This window comes from Microcystis sp. M169S2, assembly GCF_020245865.1.
GTDB classification, from domain to species: Bacteria; Cyanobacteriota; Cyanobacteriia; order Cyanobacteriales; family Microcystaceae; genus Microcystis; species Microcystis ichthyoblabe_A.
Genome location: NZ_JADBUB010000107.1, coordinates 25180 through 46193 on the forward strand (window position 1 = coordinate 25180; position 21014 = coordinate 46193).

The window sequence follows — 21014 nt, forward strand, 5'->3', positions numbered from 1 at the left end:
CGAAGAGAGGGTTTTTTAATAGTCAAAAGTGATGAAAGCATTATTTTGACCCCTAACTGGGAGAATGTTAATCGCTTTTTTCTTTTTACTTAGATCTTACAGCGTTTATCGTAAAGATCAAGTATGATCTGACAGGGCATAGTCTCGGAGTCGACCGTCTCCCCAAAACGAAAACTTCGTATCTCACCATTAAGATAACTGCTAAGTACCTAAGCAAAATTAATTACACATATCTAACCACCTCTTGCCGTTCGGCTGAGCTGACGGCCGAAGCCTCTTGCCTCTTGCCTTTTGCCTATCTTCCCTAGGAAATTTATTTTACACGACTACTTATATGTCTCGTCCTGTTGTTTATTTTGCCGTTACTAATCATGGTTTTGGCCATGCTGTCCGCAGTGCTTCGGTGGTAGCTAATATTATTGAACTTAATCCCGAAATTTTGCCGATATTAGTCACCACTGCTCCGCGCTGGTTATTAGATTCCTATATATCCGGAGAATATATTCAAAGACATCGGGGGTTTGATGTGGGGGTAATCCAATCGGATAGTTTAACGATGGATAAATTAGCTACTAAAGAAAAACTAGAACAAATAATTGCTCAATCAAGGGCAATTATTGCCAGTGAAGTTAATTTTATTAAAACTAATCGTGTGGGTTTAGTTGTGGCCGATTTACCGCCTTTAGCGGCACTAATTGCCAAAAGTGCGGGGCTTCCTTGTTGGATGATTGGTAACTTTGGCTGGGATTTTATCTATCGTGATTGGGGTGAAGAATTCGCCAGTATTAGTGATTGGATCAGTCGTTGTTATAATCAATGTGATCGCTTATTTAAACTGCCTTTAGCAGAAGCAATGACAGCATTTCCTCACGTTACAGAGGCAAATTTAACCGGGGGTACACCCCGCTACAGTGAAGAACAATTGCGACAGGAATTTAAGCTAAATGCCCCCAAAGAAAAAACTATTTTATTGAGTTTTGGGGGGTTAGGATTAGAAGCAATTCCATATAATAACCTCGCCAGTTTTCCCGATTGGCAATTTATCGCTTTTGAAAAAAACGCGCCCGAATTGCCCAATTTAATCCGCTTACAGGATAAACCAGATCGGAGCTATCGTCCCGTGGATTTTATGCCCCTGTGCGATCGAATTATTTCCAAACCGGGATATAGTACCTTTGCCGAGGCTTTAAAATTAGAGGTGCCGATTGTTTCCCTAATGCGAGAAGGTTTCGCCGAATCAGCGATTTTATTGGCTGGGATCCAAGATTATAGTTATCATCAAATTATTAGCAGTGAAGAATTTTTTCAAGGTAATTGGGACTTTTTACGGCAAGCTCCCCAACCGCCCAGATTAAAGGTTAAACTGGCTAAAGATGGTGCAGAATCGATAGCGAGAGCTATCATAGAATACTTTGAGAGGCAACAATAATGATTAACTTAGCCAATTTAACCTCGGATGATTAGCGGTGAATTTAGTTATCGGTCAGCCGTCCCTAGTTTATTTAACAAAGTCCTAGAAATCAGCCAAATTACCGCCCTATTTTTTGACACCTACATTCAGGATAATCAGGGCAGTATCAGCCTCGAAATCGTCAAAAACACCGATAACCATCCTGGGAAAGTTGACGGCCAACCTGAACCTAGAACTAGGGAGACAGAAACAAGATCGGGCAGCAAGCCGATACTTGTTACAATAGTTTACAAATCACCCTGCCCCGTCACCGAACTATGTCCGAACAGATGATCTCCCCGGAGACGCAAACCCCAGAAGCGATTACCGTTGAAGTGCAGCCGGTCCATATTCCCGAAGAGCATCGGGAAGATATCGGCCCCATGGATGACAACGTAGCCGAAAGTTGGCGCTACAATCCCCAAGTTATTAACGACTATTACCGTCGGCGACCTCTAGACGTTTTGGGGAGATTAATCGAAATTGCCCTGCCGGTTTTATCTTTTGTCATCGGTATCTGGTGGGATAAACTGCGGGGAAAATCGCCAAAAAATGAAATTAGACGGGCCGTACAATTGCGGGAAATGTTGACCAAATTGGGACCGACCTATATTAAAATCGGTCAAGCTCTCTCTACCCGGCCTGATTTAGTACCACCTTTATATTTAGAAGAATTAACCACTCTCCAGGATCAAATTCCCTCTTTTCCTAACGAAATTGCCTATCGTTTTATCGAGGAAGAATTAGGTTATTGTCCCGAAGAAATTTATGCAGAATTATCCCCCAATCCCATAGCGGCCGCTTCCCTAGGACAAGTTTACAAAGGTAAATTAAAAACCGGAGAGAAAGTCGCCGTTAAAGTACAGCGTCCCGATTTGATTCGCTGTATAACTTTAGATGTGTATATCATGCGTAGTTTGGCGACTTGGGTGAAAGGTAATATTAAAAGACTTCGCTCCGATTTAGTGGCAATTACCGACGAATTAGCCGCTCGTATTTTTGAAGAAATTAATTATCTTCACGAGGGACAAAACGCCGAAAAATTCGCTCAACTTTATGGTCACATTGCCGAAATTTACATCCCCAAAATCTACTGGAAATATACCGGGCGACGGGTTTTAACCATGGAGTGGGTGGACGGCACAAAATTAACTAATATCAAAGAAATTCAGGCCCAGGGTATTGATGCCACCCACTTAGTTAATGTGGGGGTGCAGTGTTCTTTGCGTCAATTACTTGAACACGGATTTTTCCATGCGGATCCCCATCCGGGTAATTTATTAGCGACTCCCGACGGTAAATTAGCTTATCTTGATTTCGGCATGATGAGCAATATTGAACCCTATCAACGCTACGGTTTAATCGAAGCGGTGGTGCATTTAGTCAACCGGGATTTTGAGTCTTTGGCCAAGGATTACGTTAAGTTAGACTTCCTATCACCAACCACCAATTTAGAGCCAATTGTTCCCGCTTTTTCGGAAGTTTTCGGTAATGCTTTAGGGGCAAGTGTAGCAGAATTAAACTTTAAAAGTATCACCGATAAAATGTCGGCAATGATGTATGAGTTTCCCTTTCGAGTTCCTGCCTATTATGCCCTGATTATTCGCTCGATGGTGACTTTAGAGGGAATAGCAATTGGCATCGATCCTAATTTTAAGGTACTCAGTAAAGCCTATCCTTATATTGCTAAACGTCTGCTCACCGATCCTTCCACGGAGTTGCGAGATTCCCTGCGGGATTTATTGTTTAAAGACGGTACTTTTCGCTGGAATCGTTTAGAAAATCTCTTGCGTAATGCTAAAGATTCTAATGATTTTAACTTCGAGAAAGTCACCGATCAAGCGTTAGATTTTCTCCTTTCAGACAGGGGTATATTTATCCGCGAAAAATTAGTTAATGAGTTAGTAAATGCGCTAGATAACTTCGGCCGTCGCACTTGGTTTAATCTCACAGTTAATTTCCGGCAACAGGTGGGTTTAGCGGTACAAGAAACTCCCCCAGAATTGTTAGGTGATGCCAAGAGTTTTGAGCATCTTCGCAACATCTTTAGTATTTTACAGGAAACAAAAGGATTCGATGCCATGGCTATGGTGCCAGTGATGACTAAACTAATCGCTAAACCGGAAACCCAACAGATGGGACAAAAAATTGCTGAAGGTTTGCTACAAAAATCCCTAGCGCGTTTAATTCGTTACTTAGTTCTCGAATTCGATAGACCAAATCATCGGCAAAATGGAGAATTATCGAAAGCTTTACCCGCTGCCGATTAACCTCTGTCAGTTCCACCGACTGCTCAAAATCTGAGCATTTCCGACAATAAAGGCCGTGAAATAAATTTCACGGCTACGAGAAAAACGCTAAACTGTTTTTAAAGTTTTTTTATCCTAACTGGTTAACGGGGTTTAAAGGTGACTTGTAAACCGTCGCGAGGATGGGGAGTGGGGATAGTGGTGAGGGTGAGATCTTGATTAGGGAGTAATTGCCAATCGTACTTTTGTACTAAACGGACGGCTAAAATTTTCATCTCTAAACGAGCGAATTCCTTGCCGATACATTCGCGCAATCCCGCACCAAAGGGGATATATCCGTAGGGTTTTTCCTCGGCTAAAAAGCGATCGGGATCAAAGGTTTCAGGATGGGAATAAATATTATTATCTTTATGGGTATTGGTGATTTGATACTGCACTACCCATCCTTTCGGCAAATGATAACCGTTAAATTGACAGTCTTCTACTACCCGACGGAATCCTCCTCCCACGGGGGGAGTAAAACGTAAAACTTCCTTTAAAACGCGATCTAAATAGGTCATCTGTTTGAGGGTATCAACGCTTAAAGGAGTGGATAGATCAAAATTAGTTATTTCCTCAAGGACAAGCTGAAAAATATCGGGATGCAGTGCCATTTGTAGGCAGAAAGTGGCGATAGCAGAGGTTAAAGTTTCATGACCAGCAAAGAGTAATAATAGCACTTGATCCTTTAATTCCGCTAGGGATAAACTTTGACCGTTTTCGTCTTTAGCTTGTAAAAGGATAGCAAGAGCATCCTGGCCAGGGTTATCATTTTTTTGTCTTTCTAAAATGATAGTTTCGAGCGCTTGCAGTAATTCTTCTCGACAGCGTAATGCTTTGCCGAAAGCTGTCCAAGGAAGGGGAAGGGGAAGGGTAAATAGTCCCGCAGAAAAAGTATCAAAAGCTTCTCCTAATTTGGTAGCAGAACCCTGGTCAAGACCGACAAATAATTTACAGGCGATATCGAGGGTATAGTTTCTTAATTCAGGATACCATGACAGGGTTTTTGCGGTTTGCCAACGCTCTAAATAGTGAGCGGTAATTGTTTCTACCGTAGGGATATAACTTGCTAGGGACCGGGGTTGAAAAGCTTGATAGATTAAACGACGACGGGAAGCGTGAACATCTCCCGTATGCACTGCTAAAGATGCGCTACCTAGGAGAGTTTTGGTACTTTTAGGCCAAGTTGCCGCAAAGTATTTATTCTCGTTGCTGAGGAGAAACCGGTTAGCTTCGGCACCGGATAAAATAATCGTGGGACTGCCAAAAATATGAGTACGGAAAAGTTGACCATATTTATTATGACGTTTACTGGCAAAATCCCCATCGGTCAAAAAAGCGATTGTTTCTCCTAATAGGGGTAATCCGAAACTGCCGGGGGGTAAGGGTAAATCTTTGCTTATAGTCATCGCTGCCTCTAGGGTAAAACTAATCATTTGCCGTCGATTAACCCCGTTTATTTTAACCTAAAGCACCGGAGAATTCATCCCCTCATCTAGCCCAGCAATCAGCGATCGCACTCAGCAACGGTAAGCACCTAAGCAAAATTAATTACACATCTTACCAGTCAACAGTAAGAATTGCCGCCAATTGACATTTTTTAAGATCGCCGCCATAATTAGCCGTTGCTAATAATAATTCGCGGCAAACGATGCTTAAACCCGCAGAGAATTTCCCAGGATATTGTACCTAAATCCCGCGCCCAATCGTCGGCGGTAATGCACTGTGGTCCGTCTTTACCGATAAGTGTGACGATTTCCCCTGTTTTTACCTCTGGAATCTCGCTCACGTCAATCATTAACTGATCCATGGTTATCGCGCCGATTTGGGGTACTAAACGTCCTCTCAGGGATACTTTTAAACGATTGGAGAGATTGCGGGGAATTCCATCGGCGTAACCGATACCGACCACAGCAATACGAGTATCTTTTGCGGCTATGTACTGATGACCATAACTCACTCCCGAACCGGCGGCAATGGTTTTGACTTGGGCAATGCGCGCTTTTACTTGCAGGACGGGTTGCAAAGGGACTTTATCGGTGAGATGATCGGCGGGATAAAGACCGTAGAGAGCTAATCCGACTCTAACTCGATCGTAGTGCAGAGATCGATCGCTTAGGGTAGCGGCAGAGTTGGCTAAATGCAGACAGGGAGGATGATAACCTTTTGATCTTAACTCGGCGATCGCTTGTTGGAATCTTTGCCGTTGTAACTGCATGATCTCGGGATTGGGATCGTCAGCTGTGGCAAAATGGGAGTATATACTGGCAATTTTCAGGTTAGGAGCCTCTAAAACCTGTTCGACGAATTTGGTGCCGTTGTGCCATTGTGTACCTAAGCGAGACATCCCCGTATCTAGTTTGATATGAACTGGCAGCCGCTGCTCTAAGCGTCTCATCACGCTGGCAAAAATTTGCACCTGTTCGATTTGCACCAGGGTGGGTTGCAATTGCCAATGGGCCAAGGCTGCCACTTCTTCTGGGGTATTGACTGCCCCTAAAATCATAATTGGGGCAACGATTCCCGCTTCGCGTAGTTCGATACCTTCCCCGATAGTCGCGATGGCTAAAGATTGCGCCCCGGCTTCTAAAACGCTGTTAGCCACCTTAACTGCCCCGTGTCCGTAAGCATCGGCTTTAATTACCGCCATTAATTCCGTTTTTGGGGCTAATAAGGCCTTGACTTTTCGCACGTTTTGTTGTAGGGCAGATCGATCAATCTCTACCCAAGCACGATAGCGAATTACTTCCGACAATTGATAATCATGACGGTTTTTGGGCGGATTGATAATTTTTGGTTCGATGCTAAACGTCACTCGCTCACTCCTTTGCACGCATAACCCAATTTATACCAAAAGAAAACCGAGAGGGCTAGGAAAAAAGCCGGAAACTCCTCTGGATTTCCTCCTTTTTCCAGGCGGAATCTAGGCTTTAAGATGAATGGGATGTTAGGAAGTTCCCGAAAAAATTGGCAGTTAGGGTTATCGGTGTTAGGGGTTAGGGTTTTTTCGTAGAGAATGAACAGTAACGGGTAATCAGTGACAAGAAAGTAGGGAAATTTTCACCTAACACTATCTCAGTGGTTGGACAGAAGTGAAGTTAACTATAGGGTAAGGAATGCCAAAAAGCCTAGACTAAGATAAAATTATTATATCCAACCAGATGCAGTACAGGAGTTTAGCCAATGTCTAACGAAACTGTTACTTATTCCCTAGAAGCTGTCCTCACAAGGATTGAGGGAAAGATCGATAAGATTGATGAGCGCTTGACAAAAGTAGAAATAGGATTAACCGATCTCAAAGGAGATATTAAAGTGTTAGACGAGAAAATCGAAGGCATGGACAATCGGCTAATATCGGTAGAGGGAACCCAAAAAAATCAGGTCTGGACATTGATTATCCTTTTGGGAAGTGCCATTATTACGGCTGCTTGGAAAGTATTTTTTTCCAGTAATATCTGATCTTTCTAATTCTCAACAAGACTACAGTTAACCGCTCCTAAAAGAAAATTTTCTTAAAGCATAGACTTAAGATAAAATCATATCCAACCAGATGCAGTATAGGAGTTTACCAAATGTCTAACGAAACTGTTACTTATTCCCTAGAAGCTGTCCTCACAAGGATTGAGGGGAAGATTGACTCGCTTGAGAAGCGGGTTAACGAAAGATTTGACAAGGTAGAAGATCGGTTAACCAAACTAGAAATAGGAGTAACTGATCTCAAAGGGGATATTAAAGTTTTAGACGAGAAAATCGAAGGCATCGACAATCGGCTAATATCGGTAGAGGGAACCCAAAAAAATCAGGTCTGGACATTGATTATCCTTTTGGGAAGTGCCATTATTACGGCTGCTTGGAAAGTATTTTTTTCCAGTAATATCTGAGTTCTCTAATTCTCAACAAGACTACAGTTAATCGCTCCTGAAAGAAAATTTTCTTAAAGCCTAGACTTGAGATAAAATTATATCCAACCAGATGCAGTATAGGAGTTTAGCCAATGTCTAACGAAACTGTCACTTATTCCCTGGATGTCGTCCTTAAAGAAATTAAAGACAGTATCAAGGAAGTTAGTCAAAAATTCGATAAGATTGATGAACGCTTGACAAAAGTAGAAATAGGAATAGCTGATCTCAAAGGGGATATTAAAGTGTTAGACGGGAAAATTGAAGGCATCGACAATCGGCTAATATCGGTAGAGGGAACCCAAAAAAATCAGGTCTGGACATTGATTATCCTTTTGGGAAGTGCCATTATTACGGCCGCTTGGAAAGTCTTTTTTTCCGGCAATATCTGAGTTCTTCAATTCTCAACAAGACTACAGTTAACCCCTCCTGAAAGAAAATTTTTTAAAAGCCTAGACTTAAGATAAAATTATATCCAACCAGATGCAGTATAGGAGTTAACCCAATGTCTAACGAAACTGTTACTTATTCCCTTGATGTCGTACTTAAAGAAATTAAAGACAGTATCAAGGAAGTTAGCCAGAAATTCGATAAGATTGATGAACGGTTTGATCGATTAGATAATCGCTTAACAAAACTTGAGATAGGACAAGCTGATATCAAAGGGGATATTAAAGTTTTAGACGAGAAAATCGAAGGCATCGACAATCGGCTAAAATCAGTGGAAGGAACCCAAAAAAATCAGGTCTGGACATTGATCATCCTTTTGGGGAGTGCCATTATTACGGCCGCTTGGAAAGTATTTTTTTCCAGTAATATCTGAGTTCTCCAATCCTCAACAAGACCACAGTTAACCCAACACAGTTGACCAGATTTTCTAATTGCTTACTTGCCAATACAAAAACGGCTAAAAATGCGATCAAGTACCGATTCAGTCACTTCTTCGCCGGTAATTTCTCCTAAGGATTGAATGGCAGTACGCAGATCGATCGACCAAAAATCAAAAGGCAAATTTTGGTCAATTGTTTTTTTGACCTGTTGCAAAGCAATTTTCGCCCTAGTTAAAGCGGCCGCCTGTCGTTGATTAATGGCTAAATCCAAATTAGCCGCCTGTATTTCTTGATTTTGGACAGCATTAATAATAGTTTTTTCTAAGTCTTCAATACCCTGATTTTGGGCGGCGGAAAGCTTGACAACTCGCTCAATTTCTGCTGGATAAATTACCGTTTCGGGATGAGCTAAATCAATTTTATTAATCACTAAAATTAATCGGCGATCGCTGACAGAGCGATAAATTTCCTCATCTTCCTCTGTCCATCCGGACTCTGCGGAGACGGTTAAGAGAACTAAATCAGCAGACCGGGCCGTTTGGCGGGAACGTTCCACCCCAATTTGTTCGACTCGATCGCTGGCCGAGCGAATTCCAGCCGTATCGAGGACTTGTACGGGGATTCCCGCCACAACTAGCTGAGATTCGACGATATCGCGGGTAGTGCCGGGTAAATCGGTGACAATCGCTCGATCGCTCCGACTCCAAGCATTTAACAAACTGGATTTACCCACATTCGGCCGTCCCACGATCGCCACTTTCAGACCACTACGCAGCAATTCCCCGCGCTCGGCAGTAGCTAAAATTAAATTTACTTGACAAAAAACCTGTTCTATGCTATGGAGAACCGCCTCATGATCCAAGGGCGGTAAATCCTCTTCAAAGTCAATACGAGCCTCAATTTCGGCCAAAATATCGAGACAGGTGGCGCGCAAATGCCGAATCGGTTGCGCGAGTTTCCCCTGCAACCCAGCGAGGGCAAATTGTGCCGCTTGGGGAGAACGCGCCCCAACGAGATCGACGACGCTTTCGGCTTGAGTTAGGTCAATTCTGCCGTTAAGAAAGGCACGCAGGCTAAATTCCCCCGCTTGGGCTAAACGCGCCCCATTTTCTAGACATAACTGTAACACCTGTTGTACGGGCATAATGCCGCCATGACAGTGAAATTCCACCACATCCTCGCGGGTGAAAGAGCGGGGAGCCAACATGAGCAACAGTAAAGCTTCATCGATAATTGCCTGACTGTGGGGATGCCGGATATAACCGTAGAGAAGACGATGACTTTCCCATTTTTGACGATTGCGGGTATGGAAAAGCCGACGAGCGATCGCCACTGCCTCACTACCGGATAAACGGACAATACCGATACTACCCTGTTCTGGAACGATCGCCGTAGCGATAGCGGCGATCGTATCCCCTGTGTTTAACATCTCTTAATCACTCCTTGCTAAAATTGAAGTCAGGATCAATTTTGTCAGCATTTATCCCGAAAATATGCGCTCAAGGTCATTAAAAGCGAGAAAAAGCCGCAAATATTCAAGTAATCGCTTACTGCGATTTTTGCGCTATTGGTATATTCGCTTAATGCGATTACAAGGACATCCTAGGGAAATTGCCAGGGGTTTTGCCTTGGGAGTTTTTTCGGGATTTTTCCCGTGGATCGGCCTTCAAATCATCATCGCTATCTTTTTAGCTACCCTATTTCGTGCCAACAAAATTGCCGCTGCTGCTGGTACTTATATCAGCAATCCCGTGACCGATCTGCCGATTTTCCTGTTTAATTATAGATTGGGAGAGTTTATTCTTGGTCAAAGCGGGCGATCGAATGTGGGTGACATTTTTCAAACTAATCAAAGCTTCACCGAAAAGTTAGCTAGTTCTGGCGGCCAATTTCTTTTGACCCTGTTTTTTGGTTGCTTACTATCAGCGACGGTATTTGCTACGATAACCTATTTTGTTAGCTATCGCCTAGTTCATCAACGGTATCACCGGCGACAAACAGGTAGAAAACGCCGATAAAATGTAACCGTTCAGGGGGGACGAAATCTGGTAATCTAAGAGGCATAGAGGAGAAGCACCTACGGTAATCCCATAATAAGTCTAAACTGTTATTTGAATGATTGAATGAATACTATGATTGTGTTGTATTCAGCAAGTCTTCATCAATGATCAATTATAGTCCATCCCATAATCCCATCAATCACAGTTAAGACGATGGATGTGACTGTCGCATCATTTGTAAATTATTACGAATCATTTGTGTATTGAGATGCTCTTTACTTAATGTATTGACATACAATACTTTTGTCATTTAATCAGTAGGAAGTAGGTCTGAAATTATATTTAAAAAATCTCTCACTTTTGCAATGAAAGGAAGAACTTGTAATTCATCAAAATCTGCAAAGTCTGTATAATCTGCTTCGAGACGGTATTCAAACAATTCGTTATAAACTGCACCAAAGTCTTTTGAAATAATTTCACTACGGATATCGTGAGGGGAATTTTTACTCATAGCATAATAGCTTCTTTGTTAACTGATTGCCAGAAAGGAGTAGTTTGTAATAAGGGATGTTCCCATTGATTTTTGCTGCGAACAATGGTACAAATAACTTCTTCTGTTTCCCATTCGATTTCATAAATTTGACGACGGATTTGAGATGTGCGAGTAGGGTTAGTGATCCCATCAACTAATACTAATATATCCCAATCAGAGTCTGGTTGAGCATCGTTTCGCGCCCGTGAACCATAAAGAAATATTTGCGCTTGTGGTTCGATCGCTTGTACTGCTTGTTTAATTTTATTGAGTAATAGTTGTTTGTCCATGATTTTTTATTACCTTTTTGTACTGCAAAACAATATTAACAATATAGTCCATCCCATAATTCCATAATAAGTCTAAACTGTTATTTGAATGATTGAATGAATACTATGATTGTGTTGTATTCAGCAAGTCTTCATCAATGATCAATTATAGTCCATCCCATGGTCAAATTGATCACAGTTAAGACGATGGATGTTGCTGTTGTCGCAGCGTTTGTAAGTTTTCCCGAATCTTAACAGTAGCAGGATGATTCTCCCCTAAAGCTTGCTCGGCAATTGCTAAAGCTTGTAAATAGAGGGGGTTCAGCTTCCGCGTATCTTCCTTGAGAGTGGTAGAGTTTTGCTAAATTATTAAGATTTTCAGTGATATTGGGATAGTTATCGCCTTCAAAAATTTCTGGACAGTATTTTTTTTGATTTGCCAGAAATTCCTGTGAGGTAACTTCAGTAAAATATTGGTGGATAATATTGCGAAATTCTTTAGGCTCTAGCATGGTTAATTTTCTCCTTCTATTTAATTAACTCTTCATACTCATCATGAGAACCAATCCAAAACCAGTAATAATCTTCACCTTTTTTCAATGCTAAAGCTCTATAATTCTCAGTTATTCGGACTGACCAGACATTTTTCCCTACTTTCTTGAAATGTAATGATCGATGGAAAACATTACTAATCCAGAGACGATAGGCTTTTTTTGCCTGTTGCTTAATGTAGGGAGGTAAGTTGGCATAACATTGCCAAAAATCAGGAGTTGTTAAGGATTTCATCTAAAGGCTTAACTTGATTGTTACTGATATCATTGTTGACTTTTTGTAATAGTCGATCGAGTTTCCCTGATTCGAGATCGTTTTTTATCTGTTTGTCCCAACTATCATCAAGATAGTCTTGTAACCAAGCTGATAATTGATGGATTTCTTCGTCAGGCAACTGGAGAATCGCGGATTCAATATCTTTGAGTGTAGTCATGATTGTTTGGTTGATTGAAGGTGATTGTATTATTTTATATTGTTGTATTATCGGATAGGTTAATAACCCATCCTACGCGAATCCTAACAGTAGTAGGATGATTCTCCCCTAAAGCTTGCTCGGCAATTGCTAATGCTTCTAGATAGAGAGGTTCTGCTTCTGTGTACCTGCCTTGGGATTTGTACAAGTATGCTAAATTGTTAAGGGAAGTTGCCACATCGGGATGATTGTCTCCTAAGAGTCGTTTTCTCAAATCTAAAGCTTGTAAAAAGAGAGGTTCCGCTTCTGTGTACCTGCCTTGGGAATCGTACAATCCTGCTAAATTGTTGAGGGAAGCTGCCACATGGGGATGATTGTCTCCTAAGAGTCGTTTTCTCAAATCTAATGCTTCTAGATAGAGAGGTTCCGCTTCTGTGTACCTGCCTTGGGATTGGTACAATAGTGCTAAATTGTTGAGGGAAGTTGCCACAGAGGGATGATTGTCTCCTAAGAGTCGTTTTAACAAATCTAATGCTTCTAGATGGAGAGGTTCCGCTTCTGTGTACCTGCCTTGAGAACGGTACAATTCTGCTAAATTGTTGAGGGAAGAAGCAACATCTGGATGATTGTCACCTAATAGTTGTTTCCTCAAATCTAATGCTTCTAGATAGAGAGGTTCCGCTTCTGTGTACCTGCCTTGAGAATAGTACAGAAATGCTAAATTGTTGAGGGAAGTTGCAACATTGGGATCACTCTCCCCTAATAGTCGTTTACACAACTCTATTGCTTGTAAATAGAGGGGTTCAGCTTCTGCGTAGTTTCCTTCGGATTCGTACAAGTTTGCCAAATTATTGAGGGAAGTCGCAACATTGGGATGATTGTCACCTAATAGCCGTTTATACAATCCTAAAGCTTGTAAATAGAGGGGTTCAGCTTCTGCGTACCTTCCTTGGGATTCGTACAATAATGCTAGATTGTTAAGAGAAGTAGCTACATCGGGATGTTCTTTTCCCAAGCGGCGGTGAGTTACTTCTAGACATTGCTGATACCAAAATTCAGCTTGTTCGTACAATCCTTGTCCATAATAGAAATTTCCCAATCCTCCAAAAGACGGGATTAAATCCTCCCCCTCCAGCCATTTTTCCAACGCTGTCGCTGACTCCGCAATGTGGGGAATAGATAGGGCGACGGCTTCTATTTGCTCCTTGGTTGGAGTCTGAGGAATAGTCTTTGCCTCCTCCACCATACCCCGACAAAAGGAGCGTTTCAACTCATCCCCATCCTCTCGTAGTGCTAACTTAGCTTGAAAAAACTGTCGCACCAACGGATAAAACTGATAAGTTTCTCCTTCTACTGCTTGCAACAGATTGAGGTTTAGTAATTGTCCCTCTCTAATCTCTTCCAACTTCTCCTCATCTTCAGCAGACAAACACCTTTCTACCACCAACCGCCAAGGAATAGGAGCCAAAGCAAAGAGACTGAGAAAACACCCTAAATCCCGCGCTGGCTGATTTAACTCATCCCAACTCACCTCAAAAGCTGCCTCTACCCCTCTTTGCGCCGTCATATCTCCCGAAGGATTCTGCAAAGCAGACAACTGTAAACCCTTATCTATCAACTGCTGCTGCATCTTTGCCAACGTCCAATTAGTACGCCGCTTGAGGAAACGCCCTACCAATTCCAACCCTAAAGGCAAATATCCTAGCCACGCACATAGCCCCTTCCCTACCTCTAATTCAGCTTGCAGACGCGACGCACCAATCAGAGATTCCAGTAAAGCAAGGGCGGCTGATTCGCTTAAAACGGGTAAGCGCAACTGCTCAAACGATGCTGCCAGGGACTGTTGCCGAGTCGTAATCAACACCTTAAATCGTTGTTCTTGGGGAGGCAAATAATCTTGAATTTCCTTATACTGATGCACATCATCTAAAATTAGCAGTACATCCCCCGGCGGTTGCCATCTCGCCCAACAATAATCCAATTGCCCCCGCAAATTCAAATCTTCAGGGGGAAACAAGCCCAACTGCGACTTAGCAAAATCTAATAGTTGTACCCCCACCATTTCACCTTGCACCCCGATCCAGCAAATACCGCCGGGATAAGTTGAGTTTTTCTGATGATGTAGGGCATACTGGAGTGCTAACTCTGTCTTACCCACTCCTGCCATTCCCGTAACGACGGCGGTAATCGCAATTCTTTCTTGTTGCTGTAACTGGTGGTGCAGTTGTTTCATTGCATCTTCACGCCCCACGAAATTAACCGCCCCAGTACGCGCCCGATTTAGATTATTAGGGATATTTGCTGTATAAGTAGGGATGGCGATATTATTTTCCAAAATTTCATTACTAAACTCATTTCGACGTAAGAGACTAACACATATATATTCTCCCCGTAATTTCTTACAAGTTAGGCTGTCTAAACCATTGTTTTCTATATATTGCTTGAATAAAGTAAAACCTTGACCAATTCCTTCATATCCTGACAACTGAGAAAGATATTGAGCAATAGCCGCATCAATTGGAATTGATACAGGTGTTGATTCCTTTATAAGTTCTTCCCAAGATGTATTATCTGGAAAATTACCAGGGCTTTTTACTTCAAGAGCTTCTGGTGTAATAATTACTTGAACATGACTATTTAATTGGTAGTTTCTATGAGCGATCGCATTAGAAATTATCTCCCGTGCCACCTCCAAATCTATATCGTCAATTTCTTGTCGCATTCCTTTTTTGTTAATAAATGAAATCTTTTTTGTTGCTTGTTTTACTCGCTCAACTAATTTTTCTATTTGATGAATCAAAGATCCATGAATATCATACCTTTCAAAAGCAGTTTTTCCTCTAGTTCTGTCCACGAAAGTAGATTTACATTGAGGATAAATTCTTTCAGGGTTTTGATGAAAACATAATACAGCTGCCTTATGTAGATATTGTTTTCCCTCATGGTAAATAGGAGAATAAAGTTTAAGTTCATCAACTATTTTTTCTAAATTCTTTTGATCTTCTTCAGATAATCCCATCCTTGTTGCATACTTTTTAATCAATTCTAAATCGATTTTATCAAGACTCGCTTCCGTGCATGGATGCCTATTTGGATGAATTTGTTCATAAAGAAATTTTAATTCTTCAGAAGAAGTAACGCGGTTTTGTTGCTCATTTTCCTTAGATTTATCTTGTAAGATGTGTTTGTTTTTGGCAATCCAAATATCAGAATCAGCATTAATTACTTTAAATTCTGGACGCTGATTAAATTGGGAATAAATAGGATCTCTCTCAATTTTCCCTGTTATATAATTAACGATATCTCCGACATAAATATAAGGCTTATTGCTGTTGCCTTCCATTCCGTTCTCTATTCCTTCACATAAAAATTTTGTAAAAATTCCATAGTTTCCTTCGTTTGTTTCACGGGATACTTGAGTTTCTTGACAAGAAGTAATAATAACTATTCCTTTAGGAAGTTTTTGATTGCTTTTTTCTAGTTCCGAGACTAATGATTCTGAAGACCGAATTCCTTTAGTTGCAGCACCACTATGACAGGCATCAAGAATTAAGATTGCTCGATTAACTTTAGAGGCACGTAAATCATCTATCAAGCTAGAAAAAGGTAACCAATCACGATCATTTATTCCTAGTTTTAAACAATATATTTCTCCCCTCATGTCTCCATGTCCTGAGAAATAAAAAATTAGTTGATCTTGAGTGTTCCACTTTTCTATTATTGGTAAAAAATAGTCAGAAAAATTAGCCCTGCTTTGACACTCATGTAAAGGTTTTGGTCCATTACTTTTACAATTGCCGAACTCAGGATTTGTTAACCAAGCATGAACCCGCGAAACATCGGGAATAACGGCATTTAGTTCTCCTTTATTAATAGCAGAAATAGCAACAGCAATTCTTTGTGACTGTTTTTCTGAAATATCCATAGTTTACTGTTTTAATATTTTTACGCTAACTGTTCCGTGATGAGGTTGAGAATTAATCTCAGACAGCAAGGATTGAATTTCTTTCAAGGATAAATTTTTCATTAAAAATCTTTTTTGCTGTCCATTGGCATCAACAGTGATAGATATAGAATATTGACTTTGTTGAGATTCCCAGTATTGAAGAACTGAAACCAAGGTTTGAATCCCTGTTAATACTAAAGATGCTATTGCTATACCGATAGCCAAGCCACCGTCTCGGATTCCCACCTCTGCTTCTCTGGTTTCAATACTTACAGAACAGTCGCATTCTTCTTCAATTAGTCGAGCAAGATTTTTTAGGTGATAAGAATCATCCTCGGTGGTTGCTCCTTCAAAAGAAATCCTGACATCCATACACACTACCTCTAATAATATCCAAAAAATTTGCCCTCTGATCCTGTGTTACGATTGTTATTTGCTGCCTATATTGGCAAGATGAATCCTCCCAATATAGGCAGTTCCCCCTTCAACTTTTGTCTGCCAGCCCTTAGCATTATCAGAATTATTTTGAATCATACTACTATTATCCTGAATTTTACCCGCTTGGATCGTCTGCGCTAAAACTTTTAACTCTTTCGCAAAAGCAGGATCTTCATCTAAAATCACATCCAAATTTTTAGTTAAAGTTTCAACGGCTGTACTATCACCGCCTTCAACCTTGGCGATCGCTTCATTAACTTTCGCCGATCTTCCCATTAATCGGGTTTTGATCTTTCCCCATAAAATGGGAATCTTAGCCAAAGCTTCAGCCGTAAACCGTTTCGTTAAATCCCCCGTCCCAGACTTCACAAACTCTTGTACTGCTAAGGTGATAAGTAAACCTGCTGTTAATGGCTCAGTCATTTTTAAATTTTCCTCTAATAGTAATTCAAATTGGGTTTGAGACTCTCAACGTTTGGAGAAAAATAAAATCTCTAAATTTTCAATCTCTTCACTCTCATGGCTCTCTTGGATTTGGTGGGTAAAATGTATTCTAAGATACATTCCTCCTAGCGAGGGGGTGGAACGAAAGCTAAACCTACCAAACCCGGGGCGTAAACTCCGCATCATTTAAAATTATTACATTTTCCCCTGACTGCACCAACACAAACAAACCCTGACGACAAGCGTAACTCGCCACCTCATTGGGAACCACCATCGCTGCCACCGCTCCCAAGGCCTTTACATCTCGAAAACGAGGCATTAACCGCTTAAACTTAGCCAAACGTTGTAAATGCTCATCCACATCCCTTTGAGTTAACTTACTTTTGACCTCCACTAAAATGGCATCCGTATCATTCACTACCAATAGATCAATCTCTAAACCCTCATTATCCCGTTTTACCGAAATGCCGGGGTGAAACTCATGGACATCAATACCCCGCTCCTGAAACAGACGCACCACCGCAGGACGTACTTGCCACTCGACAAACTCTCCTAAACGATTGCCCAACTCCCCAATCTGCTTACTAACTCTGTTAATTTGCTTATCTGTTTCTTTTTGAGCTTGGGATAACTCTTGTTGGGATTGGGATAACTCTTGTTGGGATTGAGCTAATTGCTTTAGTATTGCCCGAATCTCTTCAATAGTGGCTGTCATAATGAATTTTCTCAGGTTAAAGTGATGTAGCCTATACTCAAGGGATTTAGTATAATTTTAGCGTTGATTATTGGCAGGAATGGAATCGGCTCTCCCAGGTTTGGTGGGTAAAATGTATTCTAAGATACATCTCTCCTAGGGAGTGAGTGGAAGGAACCACAAAGACACAAAGGACACAAAGATCGATCCTATGTAAGTTAAACTGATCACACAGAACCTAGAAGATTTCGAGAAAAAGCTAAACCTACCAAACCCGGGGCGTAAACTCCGCATCATTTAAAATTATTACATTTTCCCCTGACTGCACCAACACAAACAAACCCTGACGACAAGCGTAACTCGCCACCTCATCGGGAACAATCATCGCTGCCACCGCTCCCAAAGCCTTTACATCTCGAAAACGAGGCATTAACCGCTTAAACTTGGCCAAACATTGTAAATGCTCATCCACATCCCTTTGAGTTAACTTACTTTTGACCTCCACTAAAATGGCATCCGTATCATTCACTACCAATAGATCAATCTCTAAACCCTCATTATCCCGTTTTACCGAAATACCAGGGTGAAACTCATGCACATTAATGCCCCGCTCTTGAAAAAGACGCACCACCGCAGGACGCACTTGCCACTCGACAAACTCTCCTAAACGATTGCCCAACTCCCCAATCTGCTTACTAACTCTGTTAATTTGCTTATCTGTTTCCTTGATTTGTTTATCCGTTTCTTTTTGAGCTTGGGATAACTCTTTTTGAGCTTGGGATAACTCTTGTTGGGATTGGGATAACTCTTGTTGGGATTGGGCCAATTCCTTTAGTATTGCCCGAATGTCTTCAATAGTGGCTGTCATAATGAATTTTCTCAAGTTAAAATAAAATTTTCTCTATTATAGCCCGATCGCTTTTTCTCCCTTGAAGTAACCGTTCAGGGGGGGACAAAATCTAGTAATCTAAAAAGACGCAGAAAAGAGCGGCTACTGTCAGAGAGTAGTATCCATGGCTCTAGGAAAGGCAGTTCTTCTCCCTCTCTGCTGCCCCTGGAGAGTCCTTCCACTGAGTCAATGCCACTGGCGGCTTGACATCCCCCCCCTGAACGGTTACAATAAAGCTATACGCCTTATGTAAGTTAAAAGCTGGAATGGTGTAAACTCGTTCGATAGATTATCTCTCTAGTCGGAGTGTTGGACTCAAACACTTGATCCCTAATTAGGTTGTTTTAGGTCACATCAAGTATGCTACTTTATTAGGTTTCTTACAGGAAATTTTAAAGGTTTGAGCCTTCGGTAAATCTTTCGAGGTAGCCTAGTTATCTTATGTCAAAAATAGCTTGAGCGATTTTTTCAGAGGATTTTTCTAGTCTAAAGTAATATCCTCTGAATGTTTATCATGTTACAAATTAAGTGATTTTTACTCATTTCAGTACAATGGCAAAGAATCAAGCCGAATCTATGTCTGATCAGAATCATCAGCAGCCAGATATGGGTGCGAAGAAAACAACGCAGGCTAGGATAGAAGGTCAGGATGATAATCAAATAAAAACGGGAATTGCTCCTAAAATTGATTCGGAAAAACCGTTTAAATATTCGGAGCCAACAGGAAGATTAGGGGAGATAATCCTGCGCTTAATGCCGGTGGGTCTTTTGCTCGGAGGACTGAGTTATTGGGCGATAGTTGGTAAGATTCCGACTCCTGTTCAAGGACGAGCGGTCATTTTGATTCCTCGTTCTATTGTTAATATCGAACCCCGTCAAGGTGGGCGGGTGTTAACCCTCCTGATTCAACCGGGAGATTCTGTCAAAAAAGGGCAGTTACTGGCAACTTTAGAGTTTCCTGAATTAGAAACAGAATTAAAGGATAAAAAGGATAGGTTAGCAGATCTCAAGCAGCAGGATAAAAGAGTGGACTCTATTGAAGTGAGTCGTCGCCAATTGAATGCAGCCTCAATAGATCGCCAGCAAAAGGCCAATCAGCTTCAGATTAAAGCACTTCAAGTTCAATTATCCAGTAATCAAAAACAGCGAGAAGCCTATCTCTCCCATGCTCGATATCTTAAAAATTTCCAGAACTCAACGGATGAAAGACTAGCCGCCTACGATAAACTTATCGAAGAGGGGGCTGTCGCCAAGCTAGATTTTCCCTCCTATTTGTTTCAGTTCAATAATCTAGAGGCTTCTAATAGTATCAATCGCGTCCAAATAGAACTCGATCGCCTGAAGGGGGTTGATGAAAGCCTGCGAGCGCAGATGAACGCATTGACGGCCCAGAATAATATACTAAACACAGAAAAACGGCAAATAGACCTGCAAGATACAGCCAGTGATATTCTTCGTTACAATGCGATCGCTGACCAGCAACGAGAGATTAATACGTTAAAAACCACCATTCAAGCCAACAAAAATGTAGTGAGTCTGTACAACGGCCAGATTTTAGACTTATCTGTTAATCCGGGGGAAGTCCTGGCTCCGGGGGGGCGCATCGGTACGTTAGAAGTCTCCAATCTAAAGGCCAAGACCAACGTGGTGGCCTTGTTTAAGAGTGGTGATGCTAAACGATTAGAACCGGGCAAGGAAGTAGAAGTCGTTCCCGATCTCTATGATCGCGAACGCTATGGGGGTATCGTCGCTAAGGTAATTACCGTCGATCAGCAGCCGGTAACTGTGGCAGAACTGGCAAATATAGTGGGAAGTCATGAACTGGCCAGCAAGCTGTTTCTGGGTAGAGATGAAGACGATCGCGATAAGCCTATACCCGTCAATGCAAGTGTTATCAAAGCCACTTTAGCGCTGAAGGTCGATCGCAATACACCGAGTGGTTTTTACTGGACCCAAGCCAAGGGAGCTCCCCAAACAATTACCAACGGGACTACCGCAGATGTCCATGCCGTGGTAGAAGAGCGTTCTTTAGTGAGTTATATAACCCCTGCTTTTCGCTGGATTACAGGGGTGTACGACCGTTAACCACAATCTTGCGAGCGTAAGTAGCTGAAAGAAACAACGACTAGAATAAACGGTTAAAGCTAATATGGAAAATCCGAAAAGACGTTCTCAATGGTGGACTTGGTGGTTTAAGTGGTGGATTATCGCCGCAGCGTTTGTCTTAGTAATCTTGATCCATAGTGAGCCTCCTCAGCTTTGGTTTTGGTTGGTGACGTTTTTGGCACTAATTTTATATGGGATTGAGCGAGCGATTAATGAGTAACAATGAGTAAGCCGAAAAAGGATATAGAGATACCTTGGACAGTAA

22 protein-coding genes are annotated in these 21014 nt (G+C 41.6%); 9 read left to right on the plus strand and 13 right to left on the minus strand.

The window, feature by feature from the left end:
* The first annotated feature begins 334 nt into the window (after nucleotides 1-334).
* Together IM485_RS11295 and IM485_RS11300 are read left to right on the plus strand one after the other, a co-directional pair.
* On the plus strand, nucleotides 335-1429 hold the full coding sequence (locus IM485_RS11295) for a glycosyltransferase family protein (protein ID WP_104396196.1): 1095 nt from the start codon (nucleotides 335-337) through the stop codon (nucleotides 1427-1429).
* Between the two features lie 299 nt (nucleotides 1430-1728).
* The gene (locus IM485_RS11300; protein WP_104396198.1) at nucleotides 1729-3720 is read left to right on the plus strand and encodes an ABC1 kinase family protein; all 1992 of its coding nucleotides are present in this window, start codon (nucleotides 1729-1731) and stop codon (nucleotides 3718-3720) included.
* A gap of 122 nt (nucleotides 3721-3842) precedes the next feature.
* On the opposite strand, the gene IM485_RS11305 is transcribed toward IM485_RS11300, so the two are convergent.
* Together IM485_RS11305 and alr are read right to left on the minus strand one after the other, a co-directional pair.
* Nucleotides 3843-5147, minus strand: coding sequence for a cytochrome P450 (locus IM485_RS11305; RefSeq protein ID WP_287743121.1), 1305 nt, complete (start codon nucleotides 5145-5147; stop codon nucleotides 3843-3845).
* 209 nt (nucleotides 5148-5356) lie between these two features.
* Nucleotides 5357-6553 carry an alanine racemase gene (alr, locus tag IM485_RS11310; RefSeq protein ID WP_287743090.1) on the minus strand — a complete coding sequence of 399 codons (1197 nt, stop codon included), beginning with the start codon at nucleotides 6551-6553 and terminating at the stop codon, nucleotides 5357-5359.
* A 368-nt stretch (nucleotides 6554-6921) separates the two neighbouring features.
* Here alr and IM485_RS11315 point away from each other — a divergent pair, with 368 nt between their 5' ends.
* The 4 genes from IM485_RS11315 (at nucleotide 6922) to IM485_RS11330 (ending at nucleotide 8460) form a co-directional block, all read left to right on the plus strand.
* Nucleotides 6922-7197 (plus strand): hypothetical protein, encoded by a 276-nt coding sequence (locus IM485_RS11315; RefSeq protein WP_002737292.1) that lies wholly within the window; start codon nucleotides 6922-6924, stop codon nucleotides 7195-7197.
* Nucleotides 7198-7310: 113 nt separating this feature from the next.
* The gene (locus tag IM485_RS11320) at nucleotides 7311-7619 is read left to right on the plus strand and encodes a DUF4164 family protein (protein ID WP_002760170.1); all 309 of its coding nucleotides are present in this window, start codon (nucleotides 7311-7313) and stop codon (nucleotides 7617-7619) included.
* A gap of 113 nt (nucleotides 7620-7732) precedes the next feature.
* A complete protein-coding gene (locus IM485_RS11325; protein WP_287743092.1) occupies nucleotides 7733-8029 on the plus strand; it encodes a polyhydroxyalkanoate biosynthesis repressor PhaR in 297 nt (98 codons plus the stop codon).
* Nucleotides 8030-8142: 113 nt separating this feature from the next.
* Nucleotides 8143-8460, plus strand: a complete 318-nt coding sequence (locus tag IM485_RS11330) for a DUF4164 family protein (RefSeq protein WP_079209767.1) — start codon at nucleotides 8143-8145, stop codon at nucleotides 8458-8460.
* A gap of 62 nt (nucleotides 8461-8522) precedes the next feature.
* On the opposite strand, the gene mnmE is transcribed toward IM485_RS11330, so the two are convergent.
* Nucleotides 8523-9896: a tRNA uridine-5-carboxymethylaminomethyl(34) synthesis GTPase MnmE gene (gene mnmE / locus IM485_RS11335; RefSeq protein WP_287743095.1), complete on the minus strand. Its 1374-nt coding sequence runs from the start codon at nucleotides 9894-9896 to the stop codon at nucleotides 8523-8525.
* A 64-nt stretch (nucleotides 9897-9960) separates the two neighbouring features.
* Between mnmE and IM485_RS11340 the strand changes: the two genes are divergently transcribed.
* On the plus strand, nucleotides 9961-10485 hold the full coding sequence (locus tag IM485_RS11340) for a DUF2062 domain-containing protein (protein ID WP_287743097.1): 525 nt from the start codon (nucleotides 9961-9963) through the stop codon (nucleotides 10483-10485).
* Between the two features lie 292 nt (nucleotides 10486-10777).
* On the opposite strand, the gene IM485_RS11345 is transcribed toward IM485_RS11340, so the two are convergent.
* The 10 genes from IM485_RS11345 to IM485_RS11390 form a co-directional block, all read right to left on the minus strand.
* Nucleotides 10778-10978 carry a hypothetical protein gene (locus IM485_RS11345; RefSeq protein ID WP_287743099.1) on the minus strand — a complete coding sequence of 67 codons (201 nt, stop codon included), beginning with the start codon at nucleotides 10976-10978 and terminating at the stop codon, nucleotides 10778-10780.
* Entirely contained in the window at nucleotides 10975-11289 is a 315-nt protein-coding gene (locus IM485_RS11350; RefSeq protein WP_002737075.1) for a nucleotidyltransferase domain-containing protein, read from the minus strand. Before IM485_RS11350 ends, IM485_RS11345 begins: the two co-directional genes overlap by 4 nt.
* Nucleotides 11290-11519: 230 nt before the next feature.
* Nucleotides 11520-11780, minus strand: coding sequence for a tetratricopeptide repeat protein (locus IM485_RS22725; RefSeq protein WP_353846009.1), 261 nt, complete (start codon nucleotides 11778-11780; stop codon nucleotides 11520-11522).
* A 16-nt stretch (nucleotides 11781-11796) separates the two neighbouring features.
* On the minus strand, nucleotides 11797-12054 hold the full coding sequence (locus tag IM485_RS11360; RefSeq protein WP_002737575.1) for a ParE family toxin-like protein: 258 nt from the start codon (nucleotides 12052-12054) through the stop codon (nucleotides 11797-11799).
* Entirely contained in the window at nucleotides 12032-12253 is a 222-nt protein-coding gene (locus IM485_RS11365) for a hypothetical protein (RefSeq protein WP_002736659.1), read from the minus strand. The genes IM485_RS11360 and IM485_RS11365 overlap by 23 nt, the downstream gene beginning before the upstream one ends.
* A 34-nt stretch (nucleotides 12254-12287) precedes the next feature.
* A complete protein-coding gene (locus IM485_RS11370) occupies nucleotides 12288-16157 on the minus strand; it encodes a tetratricopeptide repeat protein (protein WP_287743101.1) in 3870 nt (1289 codons plus the stop codon).
* A 3-nt stretch (nucleotides 16158-16160) separates the two neighbouring features.
* Nucleotides 16161-16550 (minus strand): hypothetical protein, encoded by a 390-nt coding sequence (locus IM485_RS11375; RefSeq protein ID WP_287234226.1) that lies wholly within the window; start codon nucleotides 16548-16550, stop codon nucleotides 16161-16163.
* Nucleotides 16551-16607: 57 nt separating this feature from the next.
* A complete protein-coding gene (locus IM485_RS11380) occupies nucleotides 16608-17039 on the minus strand; it encodes a hypothetical protein (protein WP_287743104.1) in 432 nt (143 codons plus the stop codon).
* 175 nt (nucleotides 17040-17214) lie between these two features.
* Nucleotides 17215-17775, minus strand: a complete 561-nt coding sequence (locus IM485_RS11385; protein WP_287743107.1) for a DUF3782 domain-containing protein — start codon at nucleotides 17773-17775, stop codon at nucleotides 17215-17217.
* A gap of 244 nt (nucleotides 17776-18019) precedes the next feature.
* On the minus strand, nucleotides 18020-18622 hold the full coding sequence (locus IM485_RS11390; protein ID WP_287743110.1) for a DUF3782 domain-containing protein: 603 nt from the start codon (nucleotides 18620-18622) through the stop codon (nucleotides 18020-18022).
* 573 nt (nucleotides 18623-19195) lie between these two features.
* On the opposite strand from IM485_RS11390, the gene IM485_RS11395 reads away from it, so the two are divergent.
* Together IM485_RS11395 and IM485_RS11400 are read left to right on the plus strand one after the other, a co-directional pair.
* On the plus strand, nucleotides 19196-20728 hold the full coding sequence (locus IM485_RS11395) for an NHLP bacteriocin system secretion protein (RefSeq protein ID WP_353846010.1): 1533 nt from the start codon (nucleotides 19196-19198) through the stop codon (nucleotides 20726-20728).
* 64 nt (nucleotides 20729-20792) lie between these two features.
* A complete protein-coding gene (locus IM485_RS11400) occupies nucleotides 20793-20969 on the plus strand; it encodes a hypothetical protein (RefSeq protein ID WP_170915562.1) in 177 nt (58 codons plus the stop codon).
* Nucleotides 20970-21014 lie beyond the last annotated feature (45 nt).